Genomic DNA, 20599 nt, shown 5'->3' with positions numbered 1-20599 from the left:
CAAGACCATGCTTATTGTCACCATGATTACTCCTGTAGAACACAAGCCGAAGACGACTTAAAGATATGACGTTTCACCTTTTATATTTACAAATCTATAAATCTAGATATAATGTAATCCAGAGAACTTACTCTCATGTCCATCATATTATAGGAGGCAAGGCAGGCTCATTTCAGCATAACATATCTACTTTTCTGTATATTTAAATTTATTGGAGGTACGCTTTACATGAAATCACAACAGGTCAATCCACTCCTTATCCTGATGCTGGCACTCGGGGTATTCGGGATTATTACAACAGAAATGGGAATCGTGGGGGTACTTCCTCAGGTTGCGCATAAATTCGGTATCTCGGCTGCACAGGCAGGTTGGCTGGTCAGTATATTTGCGCTGGTTGTAGCCATTGCAGGCCCTTTTCTCACCTTACTGGCATCCGGGATGAATCGCAAAATTATCCTTTTAGCCGCTGTGCTGATGTTTGCCATTTCAAACGTTGTTTATGCCTACGCCACAACATTTGATACCATGCTTATCTTCCGTATCATTCCCGCGTTATTTCATCCCGTCTTCTTTTCCGTAGCTCTGGTCACCAGTGCACAACTTGTTCCGGCAGAGAAAAGCAGTCAGGCCGTCGCCAAAGTATTCACCGGAGTTACCGCGGGCTTTGCCTTTGGCGTGCCACTGACATCGTATCTTGCTGAACGGCTATCCCTCGAAATCGCCTTCCTGTTTGGAGCGATGGTCAGTGTGGTCGCTTTGATCGGCATATGGATCTGGCTGCCCTCGATGCCTGTGAAGGAAAAGATGTCCTATGGCAAGCAGCTCGGTATTCTGCGCAAACCTGGATTATGGCTGAATGTTGCCGCAGTCATTTTTATATTCGCCGCCATGTTCTCTGTGTACAGCTATTTCGCCGAGTATCTTGGACAGGTCACCCACATGAGCGGATCATGGATCAGCGTCATGCTGACTGTCTTTGGTGTCGTCATGATCATCGGAAATTTGGGGTTTGGACAGTTTCTGCGTAAGAGCGTGGTCCGAACTGTCCTCATGTTCCCCCTGCTGTATGTAGCAGCTTACGCACTCGTCTATTGGGCCGGTCCCCACTTCATGTGGATGGTTATTGTAGTCATCCTCTGGGCATCCGTGCATTCAGGAGGATTAATTGTAAGCCAAACCTGGTTAACCGCTGAAGCGCAGGATGCGCCTGAATTCGGCAATAGCTTGTTTGTATCCTTTTCTAACCTCGGTATTACCTTGGGTACTGCCATCGGCGGCTGGTTCATCGCGAACCTTGGAATACATCAGCTGATCTGGAGCGGAATGATATTTGCACTGATCGCTTTTGTATTGGTTTGGATTAAAATTAAATGTTTCCCTGCACCATAAATTGCCAAACGCTGTTGAGAGAAAGCACTAATACAAATAGCGCCATATTCCCATGCTTAACATGTAGAACAGGCGCTATTTGGTGTTATATGATTACCGGATTTACAAAGGATGCTCCGACTCGTCAAAACGCACGCTTAAGGATTGTTCGCCAGGTAGTTTCTCAGCCATTGCATAGCCGGACGTTCTGTACCGTTGCTATTGACCAAGTGGGAGCCTGCCTGCCAAGTTTGATTTTGGTTGTAACCCCACAGCGTCACACCTTTAACAGCAGAGTGTTTCCACAGCACAGGGAATTTTTGCTGATAACGCTGCAATTGTGTATTATCGTCACCTGTCATATCCAGCTCGGATACATAGATTGGTAGCCCCGTAGCTGCAAGCTTGTTCAGTACCGTGTTCATCGTGCTCACAGAAACGTTGTCCATATTGAAGTAATGCGCCTGGATTCCAATACCATCAACTAGACCTCTGTTTTTCAAAAGGTTGATAATCTGGATATATTGGTCCGCTTTAGCAGGATCACCGATAATACCATATTCATTAATTAACAATTTGGAGTTAGGGAAGGCTTGTCTTGCCTGTTGGAATGACCAGATGACCCAATCCCACCCGGTTGCTCCATCTCCACCGATGGCATTGCGGTAGGATGGTTTCGCATGCAGAGGTTCATTCACCACATCAACGAAGGCAGACTTCGAATACCGCTGTCCTGCGGCTTTAATCCATTGTGTCACTTCAGCCTTCTGATCTGCGGCTGAGAGACTGTTAATCCAATTTGGCTGTTGATTTCCCCATACGAGCGTATGGAATTTGAACGGAAATCCGTTGTTGTTAGCATAGTTGTAGGCCATGTCCGCCTGGCCCCAATTCATTACGTTGCGTGTGCCTTCAACAGCATCCCACTTGGTAGAGTTCTCCGGAGTTACCTGATTCCAATATGGGCTAAAATTCGAAGGAACCTGGTTGGCAATAATATTGCCCAGAAATTTGCTACCTTTCGCCAAACCAGCACTCACACTACCAACCGCAACAGAAGCAGCGAGAATCCCTACCAATGCCAATGAGCCGACTGTTTTGAACCACTTAGACTTAATCAATGATTTTCCTCCTTAGTATTCATTTTTTGTTAAGCGCTTACAAACATCATTTTACTGGATAATTTTGGTTTTTAACACCTGTCAAATTATAGTATTTTATTGTAAAAAAATAGATTTAAATGCTTTTTCTGAAGTTATTCATAGATTCACTCTCTTAAATCCAACATAACTCTTACATTGGAGTTTACATTCACCAGATGTTTATCTAGTATGAAATGATACATATCTTTACACACACTAGATAACAAGGGAGATTACAACATGCGCAAAATTTCAACGAAACGTTTCGCCGGATGGCCTTTATCTTTCCTCTTATGTGCCTCCATTTTGTTCGCCCCTTTTGCTTCCACTCCGGTTCAGGCTGCTGAGGCAGACAAGGAGACCAAGATTACGTTGCTGGGTACATCGGATATTCATGGTCGATTCATGCCATGGGACTATGCTCTGGACGGTCCAAACCCAACCGGGAGCATGACACAGCTCTACACCATTGTGAAAAAAGTCCGTGCGGAGAATCCCAATACGATCCTGCTGGATGCAGGAGACATGATTCAGGATAACTCAGCTGAGTTGTTTAATGATCAACCTCAATCTCCCATGATGGTTGCAATGAACGAAATGAAATATGACGCATGGGTTATGGGTAACCATGAGTTTAACTTTGGACTGGACGTACTGGAGAAGATCTCTTCCCAATTCAATGGACAGCCTCTCGTGGGTAACATTTTCAAAGAAAACGGCGACCGCTACATGCCTGCCTATACGATTATCGAGAAAGACGGAATCAAAGTGGGTGTTATCGGAATGAACACACCTATGATTACCGAGTTTGAAAAAGGGACGGATCACCTGGACGGTATCATCGTCAAAGATCCTGTGGAAGAGACCAAGAAGGCCATTGCTGAGCTGAAAGGCAAAGTCGATGTCATGGTTGGACTCATGCATATGGGATTGGACAACGAGAACGGAAATCCGGGAACCGGAGTGACGGATATCGCCAACGCCAACCCGGAGCTGGCTGCCATTTTTGCCGGACACATGCATACCTTGATTGAATCCCAAACGGTTAACGGCGTATTGATCTCCGAACCGAATAAATATGGCTCACATATCTCTCGAATTGATCTGACATTTGAAAAAGACGGCGACAAAGTTGTGCTGAAAAGCAAAGAAGCTCAAGCTCTCGCTGTAAAAGCAGCAGACGGAACATATGAAGTCTCCGATCCTGCGCTGGAAGAGACATTGCACCCGTTCCACGAGTTCGCTCGTGCCGATGCTAATATTGAAGTGGCTGAACTGAAAGGAACGAACCTGGTCCCTGCTGATGAGATTAAAGGTATCCCTGCGGTGCAGATCCAGGAAACACCTTTGTCTGACTTTTTCACCGAAGTGATGTTGCATTACAGTGATGCCGATGTGGTCGCGCACCAGATTGATAACGACAAGGCCAAGCTAGATGTAGGCCCGATTAAGAAAAAGGATATTGCATTCAACTACCAATACACCTTTGGTGAAGTGACCGTATATGAAGTAACCGGACGCGATCTGATGGATTATATGGAGTGGTCTGCGGGTTACTTCAACTCCACACGCCCGGGTGATGTGACCGTCAGCTTTGATCCAAAACGACGTGCTTCCAAATACAGCACCGACGATTTCTTCGGCGGCGTAACGTATGAGATTGACCTGACCAAGCCATACGGCAGCCGGATTACGAATCTCAAGTACAGCAATGGGTCAGTGGTCAAAGAAGACGATATACTGAAGCTCGGTATGAATGCCTACCGGATGGAAGCCCTGATTGCCAAAGGCGGCGCGATGGAAGGACGTAAGTTCAAGCAGCTATGGTCCTCCAAGGATGCTTCGGCATTTGGTGAGATCCAAGGTACGATTCGCAACCTGTCCATCGCCTATCTGAAAGATGCCATGAAAGGTGTCTACGAACCGAAGATTCAACACAACTGGAAAATCACCGGCGTAGACCTGACTGCACCGGAGCGTGCAGATGTGGTGGAGTTAATTAACGATGGCATCATGTCTGTGCCAACAACAGAAGATGGCAAGTACACCAACATTGCCTCCATTAACATTTTGGATGCAGTGACTCAACAAGAGATTGATACACTATCTGCCAAAGCAGGTGTGAGTGCAGCACAATTCGCAGGCGTGAAAACCAAGGGAGCGTTCTATCAACAGCTGAACAAAGCTCGCAAAGCGGCTGGCAATGGCGAGGGAGCAACTACTCCTACACCTGAGAAGCCGACAACGCCAACAGTACCAAAACCAACACCAACTCCAGGCACGTCGAAACCTGGTAAACCATCCGCACCAAGCACGGGTAAACCAGGAACTGTCACCAAAGGCAAACAAGCCAAGGTTACAGCGACTTACCTGAACGTACGCGCTGGCGCTTCATCCAAAGCCAAGGTCGTTGCTGCGGTACCAAAGGGCACCCTGCTTGAGGTGATCAGTACAGACAAGTATGGCTGGGTAAAAGTGAAGCTGGATGGACGTGTAGCATTCGTATACGGGAAATATGTGAGTATGTTGAAATAGGTACAATCGTTGTGCACCACGCTTAATGAAAAAGTAAAAGGGCGATCCCCTCCATGGATATCATGGAAGGGATCGCCCTTTTTATATTAAACGAATGGTTATGCGTATGGCCCTTCCTCTACTGCTCTAGGGGAATGAAGTCATTTAGCCTTGTGGCAGGTTCTTGATTTTATCCATAAAAGCGTCTAGTTGTATACCATTCGTTTGTTTCGTAAAGTCACGTGATTCCTCCGATTCACCTTCATAGGCGGCAAGTACGTAGTCATCATCGACAATATAGTACGTGCCGTAGCGAGTGAACGAATATCCTCCCAGCTGTTCTCCGGTCGTCCCCTTTTTGACTACAGCGATAATCTTCATACCTGGTTTAAGTTCAGGCTCCACACCTGCGAAGTCAGCGTTGTAAAATAAAAAAGTATCCTCGGGTACATCATCTCCTGTTACTACTTCATTTACCTTCACCTGATAAGAGATGAATTCAGGTTGGTAGGATGTGATTCCATTAGCCCTATCCTTATCAGCCATCTTTCGTTCAGGCGTACCGGGTTCAGTCGATAGCTCCACACGAAAACTCGGCAACACCTTCACGACCTCCGCCACAACGACCCCATCCCCAAACGCCATGACCTCATTGAAGCTAACTTCTCTCATGTTAATCGTCGCGGGGACGCCAGTGGATAGTGGATATTGCTCGCGGAGTTCCTTCATACGATCAGAGGACAACCTGCTCCTCGCAGCATTAGGCGATTCGGAAAAAGGGTACAAGCACCCGGTTAGACTCACCATAGTCAGTACGATACTTAACAACCAACATGTCATCTTGACTCGCGGCATATCTTATCCCCCTTTTCCTGATAAAAAAATAAAACACAGACATCCATGTCTGTGCAGTCCATTAAAATTTCAGCTGTACTCGCTCCGGCCGGGTAATGCGCAGTACACAAAAGTACCACTATTATAAGAATTCTTTCATGGCTAGCGACATACGTGTAATAAACCATTGATTATCCTATAGCTTTTTTCTTACGGATACCCACATGCTACCATATCTCATTTTTCAGTTCCAGCCTGAATGGAGTGATTTTTGTTCTTTTTCCATTGATGTAAAGGAACTTTGATGTCTCTAAAACCGTCCATACCTATAGAGCATGACAAAAGGAGGAGGGGAAGAAACTGTGTCTGTTGTACGAAGATCATTCGTATTCCCGTTTATCTTGCTTCTGCTAACGCTCGGATGCGCAGAGAAATCCGAGGAACAGGGGGAAGAGAAGCCACATGTGCGAGGAATTATTACGGATTTTGAGGAAGAAAGAGGTCAGGTACTCATCGAGAATAAAGAAGATGGCAGTGTTGATTCTGGACCGATTTGGGTCTCGCTCAGTAAGGACGCCGAACTCATCGTCGGAGGAGAGACTGTCACCGTCTCTTTGGATGGGACACTCGTTGGTCGAAATGCAGAAGTGTGGATCAATGGAGTTATTGCTCAATCTTACCCTCCCCAAACCAAGGCTGTGAAGATGGTCATTCATTAACACCAAGCATATACGCCGATACATTTCGTTTCACGTGGAACTTTATGATACACATACGAACAGCAACGGGTGGTTGCTACTAAAATCGGAAATGATGAAAACAATTTACACACTTGAAGCATTTACTCCGTTAGCCTGCCTGCATATAGAGTATAATGAAGAGGTATACGATAAATGTACGGTGCAATAATTGTACAAAAACTAACGCAAAAGAGGTAAACGATGAGCGAGCAACAATTTAAAGATTATGGACTTGGTGAAGAGATCGTAAAAGCACTGGACAGTCTAGGCTATGAGACACCAACCGAGGTTCAAACCAAAGTTATTCCGGTAGCACTAGAGAATCAGGATCTTGTGGTCAAATCACAGACAGGTAGTGGTAAAACAGCTGCTTACGGCATTCCACTTTGCGAGCTGGTGGATTGGAATGAGAATAAGCCACAGGCTTTGATTCTTACACCAACCCGGGAACTGGCTTTGCAGGTTAACGAAGATATTACGAATATCGGCCGCTTTAAGCGTATTAAAGCAACCGCACTATACGGACAGTCCCCTTTTCATATCCAAAAAGCAGAGTTAAAACAAAGAACCCACGTGGCTGTTGGTACACCAGGTCGGGTACTGGATCATATCGAACGAGGCACGCTGCCACTCGAACGGATCGCGTATCTCGTCATTGACGAGGCGGATGAGATGCTGAATATGGGCTTTATTGAGACAGTACAGTCTATCATTCAGAAACTGCCCCAGGAGCGAGTAACGATGTTGTTCTCCGCTACGTTCCCAGAAGATGTAGCCAAGCTGTCACGCAAATACATGAACAAACCGGTGGAGATCGAGATCAAGGCAAGTGGACTGACAACAGCCACGATTGAACATGCTGTGATTAACGTACCAGAGGTGAACAAAACCGCACTGCTTCAGGACTTGTTCATTGTGGAAAATCCGGATAGCTGCATTGTGTTCTGCCGTACGCAGGAGAATGTGGACAAACTGTTCCGGGTCATGGCTGACCTGGACTACCCCGCAGATCGTATCCATGGTGGTATGGAGCAGGATGAGCGGATCGAAGTAATGAACGCATTCCGACGGGGACAATTCCGTTATCTGATCGCGACGGATGTAGCCGCACGGGGTATTGATATTACAAATATTACTCATGTCATCAACTACGATATTCCTTTGGAAAAAGAGGGATATGTTCACCGTACAGGCCGTACGGGTCGCGCAGGCAAAACAGGTAAAGCCATTACGTTGATTACACCAAAAGATGGCAGACGTCTGGCGGAGATTGAATCCTATATTGGATTCGAAATTCCTGTTGTGAAAGCACCTTCCGAAGAAGCTGTAGATCGCCGCAGAGAAGATTTCGAGAAGCGATTGAAGATCGTTCCTGAACGCAAAAAGGACAAGCGTGAACAGTTGAACCAACAGATCATGAAGCTGAACTTCAACGGAGGCAAGAAGAAGAAACTTCGTGCTGTTGACTTTGTAGGTACCATCGCCAAGCTTGAAGGGGTTACTGCTGACGATATCGGGATCATTACGATTCTGGATAATGTGACGGATGTAGAGATTCTGAATGGCAAAGGTCCGCTCGTATTAGAGCTCATGCAGAATACAACGATCAAAAAGATGCAGCTCAAGGTTCGAAAAGGTCATAAATAGATTGGTAGATGGGTTAAATAAATAGGTCCAGACCAAAAAAAGGGGTAATCGACTTGGAAAACATGTCGGCTATCCCTTTTTTCCGTGCTTTCGTTTTTGGTCAAATGGCTGCTTGTACGAAACATGAATTTTGAAAAAGCCAACCCCGCTCTCACCGCTCAACACCGATGGAATGCCAGTTTGTTCATCAATGGATGAATTGTTCACTTGAAAATGAGTCTAGCCCAACTAAACTATAAATGAAAGCGCTACATTTAATCTGATATCTTACGGGAGGTGTATGTAATGGGTAACAGGAAAGCCGTCTGGTTTCTGGTCTTTGCACTCACGTTCACCCTGTTTGGACTTCATCCTGAACGGACAAGCGCAGCAAGTGTCACGATAACCAACGGTACCGATTGGCTCGATACCGCAGGCAACCCCATCCATGCGAATAGTGGCAACATTCTGCAGGTAGGCTCGACGTATTATCTGTACGGTGAACATGCGGTGGGTGGCAGGTTCGACAGCGTGAACGTCTACACCTCCACTGATCTGAAGAACTGGACTTTCAGCAATGCCATCCTGACGAAAGATTCCGCAACCGAGCTGGCCTCCAGCAAGATTGAACGTCCCAAAGTCATCTACAACGCCTCCACCAACCAGTATGTGCTCTGGGCACACTACGAGAACGGTACGGACTACAACCTCGGCCGTGTAGCGGTCGCAACAAGCAATACCCCGAATGGCAAATTCACGTATGAGGGCAGCTTCCGCCCAATGAATTATGAATCTCGTGACATGACTGTCTTTGTTGATACAGATGGATCAGGTTATCTGGTTACTGCTTCCCGCAAAAATGGCGGTGCCAATGATACGATGGCTATTTTCAAAATGAATGCAAGTTATACCGGAATACAATCCTTCGAGGGCTGGCTGTTCGAGAACGCCTACCGTGAAGCACCTGCTGTTGTGAAAAAAGGCAACCGTTACTACCTCTTCACCTCCCAAGCCGCTGGCTGGTATCCGAATCAGGGTGCGTACGCTACAGCAACTTCCATGACGGGTCCATGGACTGCGCTTGCGCCATATGGCAATCCATCTGCCTTCGGTTCGCAAATCCATGATATTGCCACGATTACAGGCAGCAACACCACATCCTACATCTACATGGGGGACCGCTGGAATCCGATGAATATTGGAGAGCATAAACATATCTGGCTACCGCTAACCTTGAATGATTCGAACGGAACTGCATCACTGGAGTGTTATACAACGTGGAATATCGACGCAGTAACGGGGACCATAACACCGCCTGCTCTCGTCAATCATGCCCAAGGCAAAACAGCTACCGCCAGCTCCACAGCCTCCGGCTCGTCTGCATCCAACGTCAATGATGGCAACTACCAGACTTCATGGGTAGCCTCCTCCAATAGCTGGCCTGCCTGGTGGCAAGTGGACTTCGGTTCACCGAAGACGATTACGGAGATCGACACGTCCTGGTTTATGTATAAAGGTTCCGAAGGATATTACAAATACAAAATCGAGATTAGCAACGATGGTGTCAATTACTCCACCTTGGATCGCACCAACAATCTGACCTATGGTTTCACCACGGATGCTGTACATTTCACAGCTCGTTATGTACGGATCAATTTGGTGAACGCGGTCTTGTGGAATAATCCGGGTAACTGGTACACCCCAACTCTTCACGAGGTCAAAATGCTGGGTCCTGCAACACCGGAGGCCACAGGTTACAGTCGATTCAGTTCACACAACGTTCCGGATCGATACATCCGTCATGCCAATTACACTGCTCGCGTGGATGCCAACGTCTCCCCTGTTCTGGATTCCCAGTTCCGCGTTGTACCGGGTCTTGCCAGCTCCACGGGAATCTCGCTTGAGTCCATTAACTTCCCAGGCTACTTTCTGAAGCATAATGCCAGCAACAAAATTGTACTTGAAGCTTACGCCAACACCGCCGCCTACAAGGGAGATGCTACGTTCCTGAGCAGCCCTGGTTGGGCCGACAGCACCAAAGTATCCCTTCAATCGTACAGTCAGCCCGGATATTACATCCGGCATTATGATTACGTATTACAACTCGATGCTATCAATGCATCCAGCAGCTCGACTGTGAAGAGTGACGCTACGTTTGGGCGAACCAATTTCTAAACAAATGAATTGGAGATGAGGATTAGCCACCTACACCTACAATTTAAATCCGGGGAAAGGCCGTTTTTTCAGGAGTCACAACTGAAGAAGCGGTTCTTTCTGCTGCACCATTTCAGAATAGATTACGTAACCCCATCTCAGACTGAAAATGCAGGTTTAATTAGAGCGTAATCGCCAGCCAGACTGGCTAGTGGCTGCCAGCTCTCTATCGCTATTTTATAATGACCGGCATATGCCTCTGCATCCACCCGTACGTGCTCTACTTTCCCAAGAACCAGATGGTCTGTACCCACCGTAATAATCCGATCCAACGTAAGTTCAAAAGCAATTGGAGACTCGAGCACGGAAGGTACATTTACACGTATGCCCGCTTTGGGTGTAACCTCCGCCAGTTCAAACTCGTTCTCGTCCGATGCTACATCAGCAGACGATCGCTGCATCGGTTCCACCAACGAAGCCGGGACCATATTAATCACGAACTCCCCCGTCTCTCGAATATTGAGGAGCGTATCCTTCACCGTACCTTGCCCATCACCTACACCGGGTCCAATGGATATGAGCAGGGTTGGCGGGTTGCGCGAAGCAACGGTAAAAAAACTAAAAGGTGCCAGATTAAGAACACCGTCCTTACTTCTCGTAGAGACCCAGGCAATGGGCCGTGGCACCACGGAACCAATCATCAATTTATACATTTCATCCACGGTGATATCATCTGCTGCACTCTCAAATGCTTTGTATTTTTCCACCTACACTCGCTCCTTTTCCCCATTCCAACAGAATCTCCTTCGGTTTACAAAGGGCTATGGGAAACATATAGTTGGTATAAGAATATACACTTGTTCACCACAAAAAAAGTACGCACTTTGAAGTGCGTACCTGCATAAAGGAGCTTATTCGTGATGGATAATCGGGGCACAATCCCAGTGGAAACACTAACTCCCTTCGACTACACCCTGTCCATTATCGGCGGGAAGTGGAAGATGAAGATCATGTATCAACTTGCCTTTCATGGGGTCACACGCTACGGCGAACTCAAACGGCGTGTCCCCGGGATCACGTACAAGGTATTAACCTCTCAACTGAACGATTTGGAACGTGAAGGTGTGATAAAACGAGTTGAGTATGATCAGACCCCGCCCAAAGTGGAGTATTCCTTAACACCCCGAGGCAAGAGCCTAATGCCTATTCTGGAGGAGATCTGCAAATGGGGTGTGCATAACGTGCCGGAATCACAAACACTTCATGAACTATAGAGAACTATTGATGATGTCTGCGAATGCATCCCTATTGTACGTATCATCCTGAATGCGCCATTCCCCCTGATCCTGCAAAAAGGTGATATCGCCCGATAGCGGAATGGACTTGAACTCCTTGCCGTTATCGTCTGTAAATTTCAGATCAAGCGTGTATTCCACCAGAATCCAGTCGCTCTTGTTATCTTTGATCTTGGTTTGTATATTTTCAGGATGCAGTTTCGCTTGTTCGATGTGTGCAACCTGAAGAGGCAAGACAATATATCGATTAGCCATGTAAGCCTCATAATTCCTGGAGGTCAGGAATGGTTTCATCGTGTCTCCTTTGGCCAATAGCCCTTCCATCTCTAACGTATCCTCATAGTCCTTGCCTCATTTCGAGCGCTTGTTGCTGCTCCTCCGCAGTCGCCTTCTGGTCCTCCGTATTACTTGGCCGCTCCGTTGCTGGTGGAGTGACGGGTGCAGTGCTTTCCGCTGGTTCAGATGGTGTACATCCCATTAACATGGCGGCGGAAAGAAATAATATACCCATCACAGGTGCCAACTTGCGCATAGGTAATCCCTCCCTTTCTCGTCAGTATTACTCTCAATTATCCCTTCAATAGGATATAATGTCCAGTTATTGGGCACATCTGAACAGGCACCCAGTGAATTACATCCATTGGGTGTCATCTTCATAATAGATTGTGTTATAGTCATCGGGAAGTAATTTGGAGGAGATAATGATGATGATCAAAATTACAACTGGACCAACTCTCGAAGGATAGCGCCTGCGGGTCCAATAACTGCGTGTTTCCTTCAACAATGAAGGTGTGAAAGCTATGTCAACTTATCAAGTCGTTCCTATGATCTATGATTCCAAGGAACAGATTGAAGCTATTATTTTACTCGAACAACAATGTAAACAGCTTGATTCCATTCATCTGAAAGCAGACCTTGACCATATTAGCAAAAAAGATGGAGACCATGCGCTCCTCTGTTATCGTGAAAGTGAATTGGTAGGACTGCTCAGTTGGTATCCATCCGACGGCGTAACGGGGAACATTAATGCCATCGTACACCCAGATTTTCGTCGCCAAGGTGTATTCAGCAGCCTACTGAACAGGGCCATCCTGGATATGAAACCACAAGGGATCAACCAACTCAGTTATCGCGTTCCTCAGGGCTTATCTCCGGGCCTTCTTACTGCCCAATCTCTTGGAGCCATTTATGATCGTGCGGAGTACTCGATGCAACTTGTGAATGAGGTCCTTTCGGTTGTGGAGCCGCCTGAACTAACGTTGTCCTTGGCAGAAGCCGAGGATATGGAATTTATGGTCACTTGCTCCTCCCAAGCCTTTGGAGATTCGGAGGACTGGACACGCGAGTACTTTATGCAAACAAATGAACCCAGCCGAGTCACCTATATTGCATGGCAGAATCAACTGCCTGTTGGGCTGGTACGGGTCAACTCCATTAATGCAACAACCGCATTCATTCATAACTTCTGTATCTTGCCTGCTTATCAGGGACAGAAACTGGGGCGCACTGCGCTTAGCATCCTGGTTGATCTCCTAAGGAAACAAAGTTACACAGATATTCGCCTGTCTGTGGTTACCGAGAACAAACGTGCTTTGAATCTGTACCGTAGTGTTGGTTTTGAAGTAAATTCTGAGTATCACTATTTCAACGGTAGTTTGAATCACTAGTCCTGCTTTATGCTATTGCGACACCTATGTACTGTGTAATATGTAAGCCAAAAAGCCACATTCGATTGCTCGAACATGGCTTTATAGTTTCATCCCTTTTTGCAATACACAATTTTCTTGATGCTATCGATGGATAAACAGTATTGGTCCGCAAGCTGATCGATGGTTGTCCCCGCAGCAAAAAGCTGGCGGATCTCGTCGTTCCGCTCCTGGACAACCCTTCTGCCACCCGAATTCTCGCCCCACTTCTTATGAGCATCCTTGGGCCTTGGAATATAGATCAGGCCCCCGGAGATATGACGCTGTATTTCTTTGAGTAATTCTTCCGGGAAGATTGTATCCGCATTAATATATTTCACGTTGCTCCACTCCTTAAAAGTTAAAATCTTTAAGGCAGCAGAGTCGTACGATGAACGCATTGGATATGCACTATAGTGATATGGCGGAAATGGATTTCACGCTCTATACAAACAACCGCCGTTGTTCATCGCATGGACTCTGCATAGAGCGGATCGTGAAACTTCTTATGAAACGAATCATGGTAGCCCCCCATTCAGTTAATCTTATTCGTGCTGAAGAACTTTTACCTGTCTATTCCATAATAAGGTTTACTTTCCTTAATAGCAAAATCTACACGTCGAATCTGTAATATACCCCTGTTAATTCTTCTGATACGCTCCATAGCTTGTTTGAAATGTTAGCGTCATATAATTTTTCGATGATCTTAGCGCTCTTGGGATAGCCCTTAGTGCCGCCCATACCGCTGGGAGCAATATACTCCCCTCCCGTGATCGTCGGATCTGCTGCAGCATATAAGGTAGGTAATGCCCCCATATGTGCCGGTTGACTAATGATTTTCAAAAGACTGCGCATGAATATATTGGTCTGTTTCCCCGAACCAAAGGAAAATAGATTGGTATGCGAAATCCCTGGATGAGCGGCGATACTCATGGAATCAATATGGGCGGAATTAAATTTATTCTGCAGCTCTCTCGCAAACATCAGATTGGCTAGCTTGCTTTGACTGTAGAACTTCATGGGATTATATCCTTTGGAGCCATCTAAATTATTAAAATCAATCGCACCATTATGAGCTGCCATACTACTTACAGTGACAACTCTCGATTTCGGAGTAGAGATCAATCGAGGCAATAGTAGACCCGTAAGCGCAAAATGGCCTAGATGATTACTACCAAACTGCAATTCAAAGCCATCTTTCGTCAACTGGAATGGAGGGTTCATAATTCCTGCATTATTAACGAGAATGGACAAAGAATCGTATTGCTCAAGAAAAGCGGCTGCGAACTTACGGATACTAGCTAAATCGCTAAGGTCGAGCTGCATAACGATTACCTCTCCAGCTACATGCACAGACGACTTTATTTTATTAGCTGCCTCTTCACCTTTTTCCAGATTACGAACTGCAAGGATAACTTTCGCCCCTTTTTCAGCTAACGCTAATGCCGTTTCATACCCTAACCCGCCGTTCGAACCTGTCACAATCACTACTTTTTCGGATACAGTCGGGATGATGTCTTTAGTCCAAACTTCGCTCATTTGTCTACACACCTTTCTTATCTCTTCCTTGATACCCGAATATCCAGCTTTTAAAGCTCTTATCCCCCACCATACTGGCTTAAACTCCGTTCCAGCATCCCTCTAACCTGCTGCTGCAGTTCGAGCGGAGACACCACCTTCACTTCCGGCCCATAGGAGAGTAACTTTCGTGCTGTAAAAGAAAACTCCTCCGGCGGAACAAGTCCGCGCCATTCGTTATCTTGAACCGACTTGAACAACACATCTGACGCAGCAATCCTTGCTCCAAATTCCGTGAATTGCAGCACCACTTCTACGCTTGCTCTATCTTCTTTGGCATCTAGCCATGCCTTCAGGCTCGGAACAGATTTATCCACTGATTCCATAACCGTCAATTGCTGCATGCGATCCACCCGATACAATAATACGCGGTCCTTATTTCGGGCTGGCATGTACCAATGTCCCTGTTCATAGTAGATACCATAGGGAAAGACCTGGACTTTTTTACGCCCATTGCGGGCATGATACATAAATTCGATTTCTCTCTTTTCTACCGCTGCACTCAATATCTCGGTTGTTAAAGGCTCGGAATGCCCACCAGGGTGTTGGACAAAGGTGATATGCTCTCTCATTCGCATAATCAGATCCTGTACATCTTCGGGCAAAGTAGAGAAATACTGCTCAGCCAGATGCTCACGCATTGATCCATATGGAAAATCCGGCACTTGCTGTAGATATTCCAGCATCATAAACAGCCCTAATGCCTCCTGCTGTGTCAGTTGAAGAGGTGGCAAAATCCGATTGGGCAACACCCGGTATCCACCGTTCACGCCAACTTCTGTGTACAAAGGAAAACCCAGCGCCTGCAATGCATCCAGGTCACGCTGAATCGTACGAACCGATACGTCGAACCGTTCTGCCAGTTCCCGGGCAGTGAACTTTTGTCTGGAATCCATCAGGCGCATGATCGCCAGTTTCCGATGATTCATGAATTCAACATCCTAACTACGTCAACTTTTGTCATAGTTAAAGTGTATCATACATTGTAGAAGGGAGCGATGAACATGTCTGATAACAAAACAATTTTGTACATTGCTATGAGTTTGGATGGATATATCGCAAGACTGGACGGTTCGGTCGATTGGTTATTTGATGTGGAGGGTGATGGTGGAGACAACGGGTATGCTGCATTTTATGAAACGATCGGTAGCGTTGTTATGGGACGTTATACGTATGAAGAGGTGCTCACACTGTCTGAAGAATTCCCCTATGCGGATCGGCCAACATATGTGCTTTCTCGTTCGGAACAGCCGCTCGCTCCGCATGCACAGTTTACAACTGAGGGGGTAGAGACACTCATTCCCCGGCTAAAGCAAACTTCTGATGGAGACGTGTGGATTGTGGGTGGCGGCATATTGGTTGAAGCTGTGTTAGCAAAAAAATTACTGGACGAGATTGAAGTCGCCATCATTCCCAAGATTCTTGGCGAAGGCATCCCCTTATTCCCGACAGGCACTGTGCCAAGTCAATTCAAAATGGTCCGAACCCAGACGCTCGGACAGATCATTTCGATTCGTTATGAGGTACAGAACAGCGGCACAGCGGATACACCCTTCGAATGTCTAGATAAGTAGAAAAGGAAAAAGACCATTCTTATGATGAAGGAACCTCATAAAGTTAGACACAATCTAACCATTGGGGTACATTTCATGAAAGAGTGGTCTTTCCATTACCATATTTCAAGCTATCCTATCATTCCTCGCACATATTCTGCTAACACCTCTGCCGTCCTACGGTGAGATAACTCGCCTGGATGGGTGCGCGCTCCTACCGTCTCTTCGGTTGTATCAGGAAGCTGGATGATTGAGACCTTGCGGTCTCCTGTCCCCTTCGTATACGCATCAACCGCGCGATAGATGGCAGGCATCATGGGAAAACCAAGCATGCCATAAGCCCATACGAGTTGTGCATCCGGATTGTTTTTCCGAAGTTTGAACAGGAACTGTTCCACCGCTTTCTCAAAAGCGGTCAGATCTTCTTCATGATACGTACCATCTTCATTCAAACGCTGCTTGTGCACCTTGCCCGTGTCGGGATCTTTCCACTCCGGTGACTGAAATGCACCCCCATCATTGCTGCCCAGGTTCACGACCACCACATCCGGTTGCCACGAACCAAAATCATGCTGATCTCCTGCGCCTAGCACACCGTTACGTTCACCAGTAAGCAAGCCACAGACCTGTTCGTAATACTCGGGGATGTTCCCCTTTGGATTGTTATCCCAACTTGTCAGCACACCCCAGCCACTTTGCGAGATGACCCGGTATTCTGCATTCAATGCCTCTGCTGTCATAAACGTATAATTATGTATGGCGCTAAACCACATCGGAATCCAATCTTCCTCCGCTTTCGCTCCAATCGCACCTTCTCCAGATGTAATACTGTCACCAATGAACTCGATCTTGTACGGTTTTTCCTGCACAGGCAGGAACGCTCCATCCGATTTCACCGCATGAATCTGCAAGGCACAACCCGGGTCACCACTCATCGCTTGAACATCTTTGACGATCCGTACATTCTTCACCACATTCGCGTTCATGCCTCTGAATACACAGACCCAGTACCTTCCCGCCGTTAACATCTGTCTGCTCACCGGAACACCGTTGATCAGAATGCTGATCCATGACTCATACATGTCATACTGTGACTCTACCTCAACCCATAGTTCGGAGCCCCGTACATTGAGTTCAACTGCACTCCCCGTCCAAAATAACGTCAACGGCAATCGCTCTCCAGTTGTTCTGCCATGCACTTTAAGATTTCCGATCTCAGGCAGAGCATATACCTTCAAATTCTCATTAGATATCACGGTGCAAACCTCCTACGTTTGGCTCAGATTATAAGCAGGCCTCTACATGCCTCGGATGTACGCTTAACTGATATTATGCAACTTTTGAAGCGCTTCCTCTTTGTTTTTCAAAAAGAAAACATGCTTGCCATTGTTGCACTCATAGATGAAATCTCTCAGGCTCTTGCTGGTATGTCCTTCGAAATCTCCCACAATAGCAAGCTTAACATGATAGTTCACGTATTTCTGCAAAATCTCGCCTGCAAGCTTGGTTTTCAGTTCGAAGAACTCTTCCGTGATGTTCGATTTGTCGATAATGAGTTTATCAGCATCATCGGTATACCTTACCGAAGCCATCAAATCCAGTGCATCTTGAGCATTGTTGATGACGATGCCATTACTTTCAATAATGGCGACCTTAGAATTACCTTGTTGATCAATAGTTATGTTCATTTCACTTTCTCCTCCTCTGGACATCGGCTTTTGGTTAAGAGATAACATATCTCAGTTACTATTTAGTTATTTAGTGATTCATCTTTTCAATTGTCTCCATGTAGAACACATGCAAGAACTTTTTGATATTAACCTTGCCTTTGTCACCTGCCTGATCTTCTTCCATGGCTCTCATCTTCATGCGAACATCCTGGAAGTCGAAGTAGAGGGGCGCATAATGCTCAAACTTGTGGTTGCTATAATCCGTGAGTCCAATCGAGGCCATGTTCGTCAGTGCGGCAATTACCGTTCTGCGAATGCGTTGTTCCATCGCCTTACTCTCTTTCTCCACGTCTTTGGGCGTAGACTTATAAGTCTGAGCCACCGCTTCATACGACTCCTTCAGTGGCGGCCACTCCGCGACCTGCTTCTGGTCAATTGCATACTCCATAAGGGCCACAATATCCTTGCTTCCACTTTCTCCGATGATCCCCAGATCCATCAGAATGCTTCTTGCCGCATCTCGCACCGTACGACCTTGAGCAGGGGCTGGCGCTTCCACCAGATTCAATCGGGCCATAGACTGCTTGATCTCCAGCACGTAACGCTCATACTTCCACTGGTCATTCACTTTGCTGAGCACATGCTCCACTTCCACCCGATTAATCGGTTTATGAATGAAGAATTCAATTCCGTTTTGGTAGGCCGCTCCTACCATCTCTTTGTTCTCTACCTGAGAGATCATGATGAATTTCCCGGTATAACCGTTGCGCTTCAGTTTCGCTACCGTCTCAATTCCGTCCTGATCCGGCATCAGCAGATCAATCAGCACCACATCGGGACGCAGATCCATGATCATCCGTGCGCCTTCTATACCACCCTCAGCCATGCCCGCAAGCTCACCGATACCACAGGATTCAATGATATCATGCAGCATACTCCGACTTACCACATCATCATCCACGATCATGATAGAAAGTGTCATCGACATCGGCCCCCTTGATCAGATTCATTTTTGGAATAGCTATAGCACATGTTGTCCCTATCTCTCCCGAAGGCGCCGACTCTACCTTAATTCGTCCCTCCAACGACTGAACGATATCACGTACATGGGACAGGCCAATACCCGTCGCGGCAATGCCAACTTCATTGAACTTCGTTGTGTAGCCCGGTTCAAAGATAACATCCCGTTTGGCTTCGGGTACGCCTTTTCCAGAATCCATCACAACGAAATGCACGTTTTCTTCCTGCTCATATATACGAATTCGAATCGTCCCATCATGCTCAATCGCCTCTACCGCATTGGCAATCAGGTTATTCATTACCGTTAGAAGAGGAATGTAATACGGAGACTCACAATCATACTGTTGCTCGATGTTGATCTCGACCTGCTTATGCAGCATTTCGCTATATTTTCGGTTTGCTTTACTGGCAAAGTTCAGCACTTCGGATAAGCTCATGTTGACCGTTTTTTCATTATCATACAGCTTCAGCAGACCCGCGAGAATACGCTGTGAATCCTTCTTCACTTCATGAATCTGCTGAGCAATGCCCAGCGTGCGCTGACTGTATTGATTCATGTCCTGCTCCCGGAGATCGCGATATAGATCATAGCTGTCTGCCGTAATGCCTTCGATCGTATTCATCGCTTTCTTCAGGTAAAAGACCTCGCCATACAGACCCGAGTTCACACTCAGCATCTGCTCCATTCGCTTCTCCTGCTCTGCATGTAATAGCCTCATCTGCCTCACCGCAATGCTGTTATATAGCCCAATCACAAAGTAACTTCGCAGACCGCCTACCACAAGCAGATACAACCATTCCTTCATATAAAAGATATTGGTCCCGCTTAACATTCCGCGAAGAAGAAGCTCAACAAGATTAGAGGAGAAATCGATACATGTGATTAACCCGCCGAGCAGAAGAGGCTGCATCTCATGGAATCGATGCTTGAACTTGCTAAGCCCATAGGCAAAGACCACATAATACACACCTGCCCCCAGGTTGTCCCGCATGCTTTCCAGTATAGACACCGTCTGTACATGATTGATGAGATCTGCTGACTGAAACAGCAAATTCGCGATGCCTGTCAGGATTCCTGTCTTCACATAAGACAAGTGTGGCATGATCATCAGCAGAAATAAAAGGATGCTAACCCCCAGTCCGATTCGGAAGTAATCTTCCCGGAACGGATTTATCTTGAATTGCGCCCCTACCGCAGTGGTAAAGGCAATGGCCGTCATCTGCACATTCTCATTTTTGACCCAATTGCGCATCGATCTCTTCACCCACTATAACAACGTTTAGCGCCCAATGCCGGAACCCGCGCTTCTAATGTTAAATATACTAACATATGAAAGAAGCATTAGAAATAATTAAAATTAGGGAATGAACGCTCAAGCAAAATAAAAAGGCCGGAAGTTTTCACTTCTGCGGCCTTTTC

General features: G+C 46.5%; 20 protein-coding genes. 8 read left to right on the top strand and 12 right to left on the bottom strand.

Annotated features, from left to right (window positions below; all coding sequences use genetic code 11):
- Positions 1-228 precede the first annotated feature (228 nt).
- A complete protein-coding gene (locus tag ACDJ59_RS26770) occupies positions 229-1389 on the top strand; it encodes an MFS transporter (RefSeq protein ID WP_413406756.1) in 1161 nt (386 codons plus the stop codon).
- Between the two features lie 137 nt (positions 1390-1526).
- Here ACDJ59_RS26770 and ACDJ59_RS26765 read toward each other — a convergent pair whose 3' ends face one another.
- Entirely contained in the window at positions 1527-2489 is a 963-nt protein-coding gene (locus tag ACDJ59_RS26765) for an endo-1,4-beta-xylanase (protein WP_133386336.1), read from the bottom strand.
- A 426-nt stretch (positions 2490-2915) separates the two neighbouring features.
- On the opposite strand from ACDJ59_RS26765, the gene ACDJ59_RS26760 reads away from it, so the two are divergent.
- Entirely contained in the window at positions 2916-5045 is a 2130-nt protein-coding gene (locus ACDJ59_RS26760; RefSeq protein WP_413409922.1) for a 5'-nucleotidase C-terminal domain-containing protein, read from the top strand.
- Positions 5046-5189: 144 nt separating this feature from the next.
- On the opposite strand, the gene ACDJ59_RS26755 is transcribed toward ACDJ59_RS26760, so the two are convergent.
- Entirely contained in the window at positions 5190-5879 is a 690-nt protein-coding gene (locus ACDJ59_RS26755; protein WP_413406755.1) for a hypothetical protein, read from the bottom strand.
- A 341-nt stretch (positions 5880-6220) separates the two neighbouring features.
- On the opposite strand from ACDJ59_RS26755, the gene ACDJ59_RS26750 reads away from it, so the two are divergent.
- The 3 genes from ACDJ59_RS26750 to ACDJ59_RS26740 all read left to right on the top strand — a co-directional run bounded on the left by ACDJ59_RS26750 (position 6221) and on the right by ACDJ59_RS26740 (position 10399).
- Entirely contained in the window at positions 6221-6577 is a 357-nt protein-coding gene (locus ACDJ59_RS26750; RefSeq protein WP_413406754.1) for a hypothetical protein, read from the top strand.
- Between the two features lie 222 nt (positions 6578-6799).
- Entirely contained in the window at positions 6800-8245 is a 1446-nt protein-coding gene (locus ACDJ59_RS26745; protein ID WP_076320241.1) for a DEAD/DEAH box helicase, read from the top strand.
- Positions 8246-8530: 285 nt separating this feature from the next.
- Positions 8531-10399, top strand: coding sequence for an AbfB domain-containing protein (locus tag ACDJ59_RS26740; RefSeq protein ID WP_413406753.1), 1869 nt, complete (start codon positions 8531-8533; stop codon positions 10397-10399).
- A gap of 137 nt (positions 10400-10536) precedes the next feature.
- On the opposite strand, the gene ACDJ59_RS26735 is transcribed toward ACDJ59_RS26740, so the two are convergent.
- On the bottom strand, positions 10537-11145 hold the full coding sequence (locus ACDJ59_RS26735) for a flavin reductase family protein (RefSeq protein WP_413406752.1): 609 nt from the start codon (positions 11143-11145) through the stop codon (positions 10537-10539).
- A 153-nt stretch (positions 11146-11298) separates the two neighbouring features.
- Here ACDJ59_RS26735 and ACDJ59_RS26730 point away from each other — a divergent pair, with 153 nt between their 5' ends.
- Positions 11299-11652, top strand: a complete 354-nt coding sequence (locus ACDJ59_RS26730; protein ID WP_413409921.1) for a winged helix-turn-helix transcriptional regulator — start codon at positions 11299-11301, stop codon at positions 11650-11652.
- On the opposite strand, the gene ACDJ59_RS26725 is transcribed toward ACDJ59_RS26730, so the two are convergent.
- Both ACDJ59_RS26725 and ACDJ59_RS26720 read right to left on the bottom strand, forming a co-directional pair.
- Positions 11647-11997, bottom strand: a complete 351-nt coding sequence (locus ACDJ59_RS26725; RefSeq protein ID WP_413406751.1) for a hypothetical protein — start codon at positions 11995-11997, stop codon at positions 11647-11649. The genes ACDJ59_RS26730 and ACDJ59_RS26725 overlap by 6 nt on opposite strands.
- A 13-nt stretch (positions 11998-12010) precedes the next feature.
- Positions 12011-12205 (bottom strand): hypothetical protein, encoded by a 195-nt coding sequence (locus ACDJ59_RS26720; RefSeq protein ID WP_413406750.1) that lies wholly within the window; start codon positions 12203-12205, stop codon positions 12011-12013.
- Positions 12206-12473: 268 nt separating this feature from the next.
- Between ACDJ59_RS26720 and ACDJ59_RS26715 the strand changes: the two genes are divergently transcribed.
- Complete coding sequence (locus tag ACDJ59_RS26715) at positions 12474-13340, top strand: GNAT family N-acetyltransferase (RefSeq protein WP_413406749.1); 867 nt, start codon at positions 12474-12476, stop codon at positions 13338-13340.
- Between the two features lie 89 nt (positions 13341-13429).
- Here ACDJ59_RS26715 and ACDJ59_RS26710 read toward each other — a convergent pair whose 3' ends face one another.
- The 3 genes from ACDJ59_RS26710 to ACDJ59_RS26700 all read right to left on the bottom strand — a co-directional run bounded on the left by ACDJ59_RS26710 (position 13430) and on the right by ACDJ59_RS26700 (position 15865).
- Entirely contained in the window at positions 13430-13699 is a 270-nt protein-coding gene (locus ACDJ59_RS26710) for a CD3324 family protein (protein WP_076252047.1), read from the bottom strand.
- A 271-nt stretch (positions 13700-13970) separates the two neighbouring features.
- Entirely contained in the window at positions 13971-14897 is a 927-nt protein-coding gene (locus ACDJ59_RS26705) for an oxidoreductase (RefSeq protein WP_413406748.1), read from the bottom strand.
- 59 nt (positions 14898-14956) lie between these two features.
- Positions 14957-15865: a helix-turn-helix transcriptional regulator gene (locus ACDJ59_RS26700; protein ID WP_413406747.1), complete on the bottom strand. Its 909-nt coding sequence runs from the start codon at positions 15863-15865 to the stop codon at positions 14957-14959.
- A gap of 69 nt (positions 15866-15934) precedes the next feature.
- On the opposite strand from ACDJ59_RS26700, the gene ACDJ59_RS26695 reads away from it, so the two are divergent.
- On the top strand, positions 15935-16510 hold the full coding sequence (locus tag ACDJ59_RS26695; protein WP_413406746.1) for a dihydrofolate reductase family protein: 576 nt from the start codon (positions 15935-15937) through the stop codon (positions 16508-16510).
- A 110-nt stretch (positions 16511-16620) separates the two neighbouring features.
- Here the strand turns inward: ACDJ59_RS26695 and ACDJ59_RS26690 are convergent, their stop codons facing one another.
- From ACDJ59_RS26690 to ACDJ59_RS26675, 4 genes are all read right to left on the bottom strand, one after another.
- A complete protein-coding gene (locus ACDJ59_RS26690) occupies positions 16621-17745 on the bottom strand; it encodes an SGNH/GDSL hydrolase family protein (RefSeq protein ID WP_413406745.1) in 1125 nt (374 codons plus the stop codon).
- Positions 17746-17808: 63 nt separating this feature from the next.
- Positions 17809-18177, bottom strand: coding sequence for a DUF4180 domain-containing protein (locus ACDJ59_RS26685; RefSeq protein WP_413406744.1), 369 nt, complete (start codon positions 18175-18177; stop codon positions 17809-17811).
- Positions 18178-18247: 70 nt separating this feature from the next.
- Positions 18248-19141, bottom strand: a complete 894-nt coding sequence (locus ACDJ59_RS26680; protein ID WP_413406743.1) for a response regulator — start codon at positions 19139-19141, stop codon at positions 18248-18250.
- A complete protein-coding gene (locus ACDJ59_RS26675) occupies positions 19113-20432 on the bottom strand; it encodes an ATP-binding protein (RefSeq protein ID WP_413406742.1) in 1320 nt (439 codons plus the stop codon). The genes ACDJ59_RS26680 and ACDJ59_RS26675 overlap by 29 nt, the downstream gene beginning before the upstream one ends.
- Between the last annotated feature and the right edge of the window lie 167 nt (positions 20433-20599).

The sequence above is a fragment of the Paenibacillus amylolyticus genome (genome assembly GCF_047302515.1).
Classification (GTDB): domain Bacteria; phylum Bacillota; class Bacilli; order Paenibacillales; family Paenibacillaceae; genus Paenibacillus; species Paenibacillus amylolyticus_G.
Note: the sequence above shows the minus strand (reverse complement) of the source record. Positions and strands in the feature narration are given on the sequence as shown.